A 9,841-nucleotide genomic window follows, 5' to 3' on the forward strand; every position below is an offset into this window, starting at 1 on the left:
GCAAGCTCCCTCGCCACAGGCTCAGGGCCACGCCAAAGTTGTGTAGATACCCATGCCCCGATGAGGGCGTGTCAGTTGAAACAGCTGTGGCTGAGGCACCGCCATCGGGAGCAAGCCCCTCGCACATTTGATTCGCAATGTTGCCCACATCCGGTTCACCTGCTACACCTTGTGTCTATGCCAATGACAAGGAAGCAGTCGTATGTCAGTCATGTCAGAAGTATCCCTGGATGGGAAGAAGTTGACGATCGCTATCAAGGGCCGGTTCGATTTCGGCAGCCATCAGGTGTTTCGTGACGCCTATGAGCGTTTCTACAAGGTGCCTGAGCTGTATGTGGTCGACCTGAAAGACACCACCTACATGGACAGCTCGGCACTGGGCATGCTCCTGCTGCTCAGGGACCATGCCGGCGGCGACGACGCGGAAGTCCAGGTGATCAACATCAACTCCGACGTGCGCAAGATCCTCGCCATTTCCAATTTCGACAAACTGTTCGATATCAGTTGAGCGTCCTGGCCCCCGTCCTCGAGGCGCTGACCATCCTGATCGCCGAGGACAGCGCCGCCGACCTGCTGCTGCTGTCGACCATCATTCGGCGCCAGGGCCATCAAGTCCTCACGGCCAGCAATGGTGAGGAAGCGGTCGCGGTGTTTAACCGCGACCGCCCGCAGTTGGTGTTGATGGATGCACTGATGCCGGTGATGGATGGCTTTGAAGCGGCGCGCCGGATCAAGCAGCTGGCCGGTGAAGCACTGGTGCCCATCATCTTCCTCACTTCCCTGCGCCAGAGCGAAGCCCTGGCCCAGTGCCTGGATGCGGGCGGCGACGACTTCCTGCCCAAGCCTTACAACCCGTTGATCCTGTCGGCCAAGATCAACGCCATGGACCGCCTGCGCCGCCTGCAAGCCACGGTGTTGCAGCAGCGCGACTTGATCGCCAGGCACCACGAGTACCTGTTGCACGAGCAGCGGGTGGCCAAGGCGGTGTTCGATAAAGTCGCCCATTCCGGCTGCATCAATGCCGCGCCGAATATTCGCTACCTGCAATCGCCTTACGCGCTGTTCAACGGTGACCTGCTGCTGGCGGCGTATACGCCGTCGGGTGATATGCATGTGCTGCTCGGCGACTTTACCGGCCATGGCTTGCCGGCGGCGGTGGGCGCCATGCCGTTGGCCGAGGTGTTTTATGGCATGACCGCCAAGGGCTACGGCCTGGCGCAGATCCTGCGCGAGATGAACGCCAAGCTCAAACGCATCCTGCCGGTGGACATGTTCTGCTGCGCCACCCTGTTGTGCCTGAGCACGCAGCGGCGGGCGGTGGAGGTGTGGAACGGCGGCATGCCCGAAGGCTATGTGCACGACATCGCCACTGGGCGGCGCACGCCACTGCTGTCCCGGCATTTGCCGCTGGGGGTGCTGTCAGCGCAGGCGTTTGATGATCGCACCGAAGTCTGGCCCATGGCCCTGGGCGACCGCGTGTTTCTGCTGTCGGATGGCGTGCTGGATACCGCCGATGCCAATGAACAGTTGTTCGGTGTCGAGCGATTGCAGCAGGTGTTCGCGTCCAATCGCGAGCCCGAGCGGCTGTTCGAAGACATCGAGCAGGCGTTGGCGGCGTTTCGCGGAGAGGCGCGGGACGACGTCAGCCTGGTGGAAATTACCCTGCAAGCGGATCCGCCGTTGCGTGCGACGGGGCTGTTATATGCCGACAGCGGCCAATCGTGCCCGTTGGACTGGTCGGTGAGTTTTGAATTTCGCGCCGAGACCCTCAAGCGCTACAACCCCTTGCCCTATCTGCTGCAACTGTTGCTGGAGATCCACGGCCTGCGGGAGCGGAGCGGGGCGCTTTACACGGTGATGGCCGAGCTGTATTCCAACGCCCTGGAGCACGGCGTGCTGGGCCTGGACTCGCGGCTCAAGCGCGATGCCCAGGGGTTTGCGCAGTATTATCGCCAGCGCAATGAGCGCTTGGCGCACCTCAACAGCGGCTACGTGCGTGTGCACGTGCAAGTGTCGCCCACCGCCGCGGGGGGCAAGATGACCCTGCGCGTCGAAGACAGTGGCCCTGGGTTCGATGTGGAGCAGGTGCTGGCGCGGCCGCTGGATTTCGACCGTCTGTCTGGCCGTGGCCTGAGCCTGGTGCGCCAGTTGAGCAGCGCGATAGGCTGGTCCGATGGCGGGCGCAGTGTCTGCGTGGAGTTTTCCTGGGAGGCTCTGGCATAATCCGCCGATTCTTGATCAAGGAGCGAACAAGTGGTTGAGGTTCATCTGGACCCAGACGTGTTGTCGGGTTTGCAGGAAATCATGGAAGGCGACTATCCCAAGCTGCTCGATACCTTTCTTGACGATTCGCAAAAGCGCGTCGAAGCGTTGCGCAAGGCCCGCGATGATGCCAAGGCATTGGGGCGCATTGCCCACAGCTTCAAGGGCAGCAGCGGCAACCTGGGGGCGGTACGCTTGGCGCAGTTGTGCCAGCGGCTGGAGGCTGAGTCCGTCGAGGCCGCGGCGGACCTGGGGGCCTTGGTCGACCAGATCGATCATGAGTTTGCGCTGGTCAAGCCGCTGTATGAGTCGGAGCGCCAGCGTTTTCAGATGTGATGAGCGTTGTCACCCAGGGTGAGGGGAACGATCAAGGCGTCCTTTGCAAACCTGGCCCGACTCTTGCTGTATGTCTTTTACTGCATCTCCGATCCCCATGCAGTGGAGACCTTTACCTATGCCAGTCGCCCCTAATTCGCTCCTACAGGCTGCCCCTGCGGCCAAGGCTCAAGCGCCCGCCGCCAATCCACCGGCAGTGGCTGCGGACCCACGGGACAAGGGCCCTGGCTTCGCTCAAGTGTTCGCCAGCCAGGCGTCGAAACCGACGGTCAAGGCCGACGATAACGCGCCAAAATCCACGCGGGACAAGCCTTCCGACAACAGCGCCAAACCGGTCGCGAACAACGATAAGCCTGCCGCCAACAACGACAAACCTGCCGCCAGCACGCCAGCGGTTGCCGATAGCGGCAATTCCTTGCCTGCCACCGTACCGGCCAAGTCCAGTGACAGCGCGAGCAGTGACGGCGACAAGCCCACTGATCCGACACTGGCGCAGCAGCCTCCAGTCGACCCCGTGGTCGACCCGGCCTTGATCACCACGGTCACCCCGGTTGTGGTGCCGGTACCGGTAGTGGCGCCGGTGGAAACGCCAGCACCGGCGCCTGTTGCCGCTGCCAAGGATGACAAGGCCCAGCCCGTGGTCGCCGCACCCGTCGCCGCCTCCGATCAGCCCCAGCCACCGGCCTTCGACCCCGAAGCCGACCCCCTCGACGCGATGCCGGCTGTGCGCCTGGCGATGGAGCAGGGCGGTCATGTGTCAGCCAGCAGCCAGACACCGGCGAAAACCGCACCGACTACGACTCAGGATCAACCGACCGCTGCACAGAGCTTTGCCGCTGGCATGGCCAATATGGTCGACCAGCAAGCCACCAAGGACAGCACCGACCAGGGGGGCGACAAAGCCTTCAGCGGGCTCATCGAAGGCGGCCTCAAGGACCTGAAGAACGCCAGCAGCGATACGCGTGTCGATGATTTTGCCAACCGCCTGGCCGCACTGACCCAGGCCGCCACGCCGAAAACCGCCAACGCCTTGCCGCCGGTGGCCAACGCACCGTTGGCCATGCATCAGAGCGGCTGGACAGAAGAAGTGGTCAACCGCGTGATGTACCTGTCCAGCGCCAACCTCAAGTCGGCGGAAATCCAGTTGCAGCCGGCTGAGCTGGGGCGCCTGGATATCAAGGTCAACATGACGGCGGACCAGCAGGCCCAGGTGACGTTCATGAGTGGTCACGCCGTGGTGCGTGAGGCGCTGGAAAGCCAGTCCGGCCGTCTGCGGGAGATGTTTGCCCAGCAGGGCATGGGCCAGGTGGACGTCAACGTATCCGACCAGTCCCGTGGCTGGCAGGGCCAGGGCCAGGAACAACAGCAGCAGAACCAGGCGCGCGGCGTGAGCGGCGGCGGCGGCCGGGGTGACGGCAGCGACTTGACGGATCACGCCGAGGTGGCCGCGGCCGTCGCGCCGGTGACCCAGACCGTGGTCGGCTCCAGCGCCGTCGATTACTACGCCTGATGTAAGTCTGGCATAGGACAAAATGTGGGAGGGGGCTTGCCCCCGATGAGGGTGTGTCAGTTCATCCATCAGTTGACTGATACACCGCTATCGGGGGCAAGCCCCCTCCCACACTTGATTTGTAGTGTTCCCTCGTCTGCGTCCAGCCAGACAACTCTGGCATAACACTTGCTCTTGCCTTTCCGAAGATCTATGAATCCCCGAATAGTGACGGATTATTGGCATGGCGAAGAGCGACGACGCAGCAACAGCACCCGCAGGCAAGGGTAAGGGCAAGCTCAAGCTTATCCTGGTGATTGTCCTGGGCCTGCTCCTGGCCATTGGCGCCTCTGTGGGCGGCACCTGGTACATCATGCACAGCAGTGCAAGCAAACCGGCACCCGCCGCCGAAACCGCCAGTAACGTCAAGCAACCGGCAATCTTCGAACCGATGCTTCCGGCCTTTGTCGCCAACTTCAACCAGAACGGCCGTCAACGCTACCTGCAGGTGAGCATCACCTTGCTGGCGCGCAACCAGGCCGACCTGGATGCCCTCAAGGTGCACATGCCCGTGATCCGCAACAACCTGGTCATGCTGTTCTCCGGGCAGAGCTTCGACGCCCTGGCCACCCCGGTGGGCCAGGAAATGCTGCGCCAGAAGGTCACCGCCAGCGTGCAGGAAGTGGCCCAGAAGGAGCTCGGCAAAGTGGTGATCGAGCAGGCGCTCTTTACTAATTTCGTATTGCAGTAGGATCACGACATGGCCGTGCAAGACCTGCTGTCCCAGGATGAAATCGATGCGCTGTTGCATGGCGTGGACGATGGTCTGGTACAGACCGAAACGGCTGCCGAGCCCGGCAGCGTCAAAAGTTATGACCTGACCAGCCAGGATCGCATCGTCCGTGGACGCATGCCGACCCTGGAGATGATCAACGAACGTTTTGCCCGCTACACACGGATCAGCATGTTCAACATGCTGCGCCGCTCGGCGGACGTGGCGGTAGGTGGCGTGCAGGTGATGAAGTTCGGTGAATACGTGCATTCGCTGTACGTGCCCACCAGCCTCAACCTGGTCAAGATCAAGCCGTTGCGCGGCACCGCGCTGTTCATCCTCGACGCCAAGCTGGTGTTCAAGCTGGTGGACAACTTCTTCGGCGGCGACGGCCGTCACGCCAAGATCGAAGGCCGTGAATTCACCCCGACCGAACTGCGGGTGGTGCGCATGGTGCTGGAGCAAGCCTTCATCGACTTGAAGGAAGCCTGGCAGGCGATCATGGAAGTCAATTTCGAGTACATCAACTCGGAAGTGAACCCAGCCATGGCCAACATCGTCGGCCCCAGCGAAGCCATTGTGGTGTCCACCTTCCACATCGAACTCGATGGCGGCGGCGGCGACCTGCACGTGACCATGCCGTACTCGATGATCGAGCCGGTGCGCGAAATGCTCGACGCCGGTTTCCAGTCCGACCTGGACGACCAGGACGAACGCTGGGTCAAGGCCCTGCGCGAAGACCTGCTCGACGTCGACGTTCCCCTGAGCGCCACCGTGGCCCGTCGCCAGTTGCGCTTGCGCGATATTTTGCACATGCAGCCAGGCGATGTGATTCCAGTGGAATTGCCGGAAGAAATGATCATGCGCGCCAATGGCGTGCCGTCGTTCAAGGTCAAGCTCGGTTCCCACAAGGGCAACCTGGCGCTGCAAGTGGTCGAGGCGATCAACCGTCGCTGAGCCACCCCGATTGATGCACCCCCATTTATGAATGTTTGCTCCGCCGAGGACATGTAATGGCTACCGAACACGAAAGCACTTCCGCCGAAGACCAGGCCCTGGCCGACGAATGGGCCGCGGCCCTGGAAGAAACCGGTGATGTCGGCCAGGACGATATCGACGCATTGCTGGCCGCTGACGCCGCCACCGCGCCGGCCGGCAAGCGCCTGCCGATGGAAGAGTTCGGCAGCGTGCCGAAGAACAACGAGCCGGTGACCCTCGATGGCCCGAACCTGGATGTGATTCTCGATATCCCGGTGTCGATCTCCATGGAAGTGGGCAGCACCGACATCAACATCCGCAACCTGCTGCAACTCAACCAGGGCTCGGTGATCGAGCTGGACCGCCTGGCCGGCGAACCGCTGGACGTGCTGGTCAACGGCACCCTGATCGCCCATGGCGAAGTGGTGGTGGTCAACGAAAAGTTCGGCATCCGCCTGACCGACGTGATCAGCCCGAGCGAACGCATCAAGAAGTTGCGCTGATATGAAACGGCTGATGGTGGGACTGTTAGTCGCGCTGCCATTGGCGGCCTGGGCCGCCGAGCCGGTGGCCCAGGCCGCCGCTGCGCCGGTGGGCGGTGGCGTCGGCGGGCAACTGACCCAGCTGGTGCTGGGCCTGTTGCTGGTGGTCGGCTTGATCTTCGTGCTGGCCTGGCTGATGCGCCGTGTGCAGAACATCGGCCCGGGCAATGCCCAGGTCATCGAGATGATCGGCTCGCGCGCCCTTGGCCCACGTGATCGGCTGGTGCTGGTGCAGGTGGGCGAGGAGCAGATTCTGCTGGGTATAACCCCCGGCCGCATCACCCCGCTGCATGTGCTCAAGACCCCGGTGAACGTGGACGCGTCCCAGCCCGCCACGCCAGAATTCGCCCAGCGCCTGATGGAGTTGCTGGGCAAGGATCAGAAGGATAAGAAGTAATGCGCGTTTTATTGACGCTCATGCTGTGGCTGGTCGCGCCACTGGCGTTGGCCGCCGACCCGTTGTCGATCCCGGCGATCACCCTGGGTACCAACGCGGCCGGAGCCCAGGAGTATTCGGTCAGCCTGCAGATCCTGCTGATCATGACCGCGCTGAGCTTTATCCCGGCGTTTGTCATGCTGATGACCAGCTTTACGCGGATCATCATCGTCTTCTCGATCCTGCGCCAGGCCCTGGGCCTGCAGCAGACCCCTTCGAACCAGATCCTCACCGGCATGGCGCTGTTCCTCACGCTGTTCATCATGGCCCCGGTGTTCGACAAGGTGAACCAGCAAGCCCTGCAGCCCTACCTGGCGGAGAAAATGACCGCCCAGGACGCGATCGACAAGGCTCAGGGCCCGATCAAGGACTTCATGTTGTCGCAGACTCGCTCCAGCGACCTGGAGTTGTTCATGCGCCTGTCCAAGCGGACCGACATCGCCACCCCGGACCAGGCGCCGCTGACCATCCTGGTGCCGGCGTTCGTCACCTCTGAACTGAAGACTGCGTTCCAGATCGGCTTCATGATCTTTATCCCGTTCCTGATCATCGACCTGGTGGTGGCGAGCGTGCTGATGGCCATGGGTATGATGATGCTGTCGCCGCTGATTATTTCGTTGCCGTTCAAGATCATGCTGTTTGTGCTGGTGGACGGCTGGGCGCTGATTATCGGCACGTTGGCCAGCAGTTTCGGCGGAGTGTAGCGACATGACTCCAGAAGTAGCGGTCGACCTGTTCCGTGAAGCGCTGTGGCTGACCACCATGATGGTGGCGGTGCTGGTCGTGCCGAGCCTGTTGGTTGGCCTGCTGGTGGCGATGTTCCAGGCCGCGACCCAGATCAACGAACAAACCTTGAGCTTCCTGCCGCGCCTGCTGGTGATGCTGATCACGCTGATCGTCGCCGGCCCGTGGCTGGTGCAAACCTTCATGGAATACATCCTGCAGCTGTATGGCAGTATTCCGCAGTTGATCGGCTGAGCCCATGCAATCGCTGCTGGCCTTGACCGATACCCAGATCAGTACCTGGGTGGCGTCCTTCATCCTGCCGCTGTTTCGCGTCACGGCGGTGCTGATGAGCATGCCGGTGTTCGGGACTACCCTGGTGCCACGCCGCATCCGCCTGTACTTCGCCGTGGCGATTACCGTGGTGCTGGTACCCGGCCTGCCGCCGATGCCGCCGGTCAATGCGTTGGACCTCAGTGCGCTGATGCTGATTGCCGAACAGATCCTGATCGGCTCGCTGCTTGGCTTCTCCCTGCAACTGTTCTTCCAGGCGTTCGTGATTGCCGGGCAAATCATCTCGATCCAGATGGGCATGGGCTTCGCCTCCATGGTCGACCCCACCAACGGCGTGTCGGCGGCGGTGATCGGACAGTTCCTGACCATGCTGGTGACCTTGCTGTTCCTGGCCATGAACGGCCACCTGGTGGTGTTCGAGGTGCTGACCGAAAGCTTCACCACCTTGCCGGTGGGCTCGGGGTTGGTGGTCAATCATTTCTGGGAACTGGTGGGGCGCCTGAGCTGGGTGTTGGGCGCATCGCTGCTGCTGGTGTTGCCGGCCATCACCGCGTTGTTGGTGGTCAACATCGCGTTCGGCGTGATGACCCGCGCGGCGCCGCAACTGAACATCTTTTCGATTGGTTTCCCGTTGACCCTGGTGCTGGGCATGGGGATTTTCTGGGTCGGCATGGCTGACATTCTCAATCAGTATCAACCGCTGGCGACCGACGCCCTGCAGTTCTTACGTGATCTGGCACGGGCGCGCTGAGCCATGGCCGAGAGCGAGAGTGGTCAGGACAAAACAGAAGACCCCACGGAGAAGCGCAAAAAGGACTCCAGGGAGAAGGGCGAGATTGCCCGTTCCAAGGAGCTCAACACCGTTGCGACCATGATGGCCGGGTCCGGCGCCTTGCTGATCTATGGCGGCGGCCTGGCGCTGGACCTGATGGAGCTGATGAAACTCAACTTCACCTTGCCCCGTGAAGTACTCCTTAGCCCCGGCGCCATGGGGCAATACCTGCTGCATTCAGGGAAGATCGCGATCCTGGCGGTGCAACCGATCCTGATCACGTTGCTGCTGGCTGCGCTGATCGGTCCGGTCGCCCTGGGCGGCTGGCTGTTCGCCGCGAGCAGCATGGCGCCCAAGTTCAGCCGTATGAACCCGGCAGCCGGGCTCAAGCGCATGTTTTCCAGCAAAGCCCTGGTGGAGCTGCTCAAGGCTCTGGCCAAGTTCATCCTGATCCTGTTCGTGGCGCTGGCAGTATTGTCCTCCGACATCGACGACCTGCTGCGCATTGCTCATGAACCGCTGGAGTCCGCGATCATTCATAGCGTGCAAGTGGTGGGCTGGAGCGCGCTGTGGATGGCCGCAGGATTGATCCTGATCGCTGCGGTGGATGCGCCGATCCAGTTGTGGGAAAGCCACAAGAAACTGCTGATGACCAAGCAGGAAGTGCGCGACGAGCACAAGGACCAGGAGGGTCGTCCTGAGGTCAAGCAACGTATTCGCCAGCTGCAGCGCGAAATGTCCCAGCGCAAGATGATGGCCGCGGTGCCCGACGCCGACGTGGTTATCACCAACCCGACCCACTACGCCGTCGCGCTCAAGTACGACCCGGAGAAAGGCGGCGCGCCGATGCTGCTGGCCAAGGGCAGCGACTTTACCGCGCTGAAAATTCGCGAAATCGCCGTGGCCAACGACATCCTGCTGCTGGAGTCGCCGGAGCTGGCGCGGTCGATCTTCTACTCCACCGACCTCGACCAGGAAATTCCCGCCGGGTTGTACCTGGCCGTTGCGCAGGTGTTGGCGTATGTCTACCAGATCCGCCAATACCGCGCAGGCAAGGGCAAGCGCCCTGATCCGCTCAAGGACCTGCCGATCCCGCCAGACCTGCGCCGGGATTCTTGATCACATTCTCTGTGGCAAGCCGGCCTATTGTGGCAAGCAGGCTGACCGTGGCAAGCAGGTTGGCTGTGGGGGGGGGGGGGGGGGGGGGGGGGGGGGGGGGGGGGGGGGGGGGGGGGGG

12 protein-coding genes are annotated in these 9,841 nt (G+C 62.3%); all 12 read left to right on the forward strand.

Features of this window, described 5'->3' with window-relative positions; translation table 11 throughout:
* The first annotated feature begins 202 nt into the window (after window positions 1–202).
* A complete protein-coding gene (locus ACODSV_RS34900; RefSeq protein WP_024076710.1) occupies window positions 203–508 on the forward strand; it encodes an STAS domain-containing protein in 306 nt (101 codons plus the stop codon).
* A complete protein-coding gene (locus ACODSV_RS34905) occupies window positions 505–2,223 on the forward strand; it encodes an ATP-binding SpoIIE family protein phosphatase (RefSeq protein WP_024076709.1) in 1,719 nt (572 codons plus the stop codon). The genes ACODSV_RS34900 and ACODSV_RS34905 overlap by 4 nt, the downstream gene beginning before the upstream one ends.
* Window positions 2,224–2,253: 30 nt before the next feature.
* Complete coding sequence (locus ACODSV_RS34910; RefSeq protein ID WP_024076708.1) at window positions 2,254–2,598, forward strand: Hpt domain-containing protein; 345 nt, start codon at window positions 2,254–2,256, stop codon at window positions 2,596–2,598.
* 118 nt (window positions 2,599–2,716) lie between these two features.
* A complete protein-coding gene (locus ACODSV_RS34915) occupies window positions 2,717–4,108 on the forward strand; it encodes a flagellar hook-length control protein FliK (protein WP_150055803.1) in 1,392 nt (463 codons plus the stop codon).
* A 223-nt stretch (window positions 4,109–4,331) separates the two neighbouring features.
* A complete protein-coding gene (gene fliL / locus ACODSV_RS34920) occupies window positions 4,332–4,838 on the forward strand; it encodes a flagellar basal body-associated protein FliL (protein ID WP_024076706.1) in 507 nt (168 codons plus the stop codon).
* A gap of 9 nt (window positions 4,839–4,847) precedes the next feature.
* Window positions 4,848–5,816, forward strand: a complete 969-nt coding sequence (fliM, locus tag ACODSV_RS34925) for a flagellar motor switch protein FliM (RefSeq protein WP_024076705.1) — start codon at window positions 4,848–4,850, stop codon at window positions 5,814–5,816.
* A gap of 56 nt (window positions 5,817–5,872) precedes the next feature.
* Window positions 5,873–6,340 (forward strand): flagellar motor switch protein FliN, encoded by a 468-nt coding sequence (fliN, locus tag ACODSV_RS34930; RefSeq protein ID WP_024076704.1) that lies wholly within the window; start codon window positions 5,873–5,875, stop codon window positions 6,338–6,340.
* Between the two features lies 1 nt (window position 6,341).
* On the forward strand, window positions 6,342–6,776 hold the full coding sequence (gene fliO / locus ACODSV_RS34935) for a flagellar biosynthetic protein FliO (RefSeq protein WP_150055587.1): 435 nt from the start codon (window positions 6,342–6,344) through the stop codon (window positions 6,774–6,776).
* Window positions 6,776–7,519, forward strand: coding sequence for a flagellar type III secretion system pore protein FliP (gene fliP, locus ACODSV_RS34940; protein ID WP_024076702.1), 744 nt, complete (start codon window positions 6,776–6,778; stop codon window positions 7,517–7,519). The genes fliO and fliP overlap by 1 nt, the downstream gene beginning before the upstream one ends.
* Window positions 7,520–7,523: 4 nt before the next feature.
* Entirely contained in the window at window positions 7,524–7,793 is a 270-nt protein-coding gene (fliQ, locus tag ACODSV_RS34945) for a flagellar biosynthesis protein FliQ (RefSeq protein ID WP_003214552.1), read from the forward strand.
* Window positions 7,794–7,797: 4 nt separating this feature from the next.
* A complete protein-coding gene (fliR, locus tag ACODSV_RS34950; protein ID WP_024076701.1) occupies window positions 7,798–8,583 on the forward strand; it encodes a flagellar biosynthetic protein FliR in 786 nt (261 codons plus the stop codon).
* 3 nt (window positions 8,584–8,586) lie between these two features.
* Window positions 8,587–9,723, forward strand: a complete 1,137-nt coding sequence (gene flhB / locus ACODSV_RS34955; RefSeq protein WP_150055586.1) for a flagellar biosynthesis protein FlhB — start codon at window positions 8,587–8,589, stop codon at window positions 9,721–9,723.
* Window positions 9,724–9,841: the final 118 nt, after the last annotated feature.

This window comes from Pseudomonas sp. FG86 (assembly GCF_057808775.1).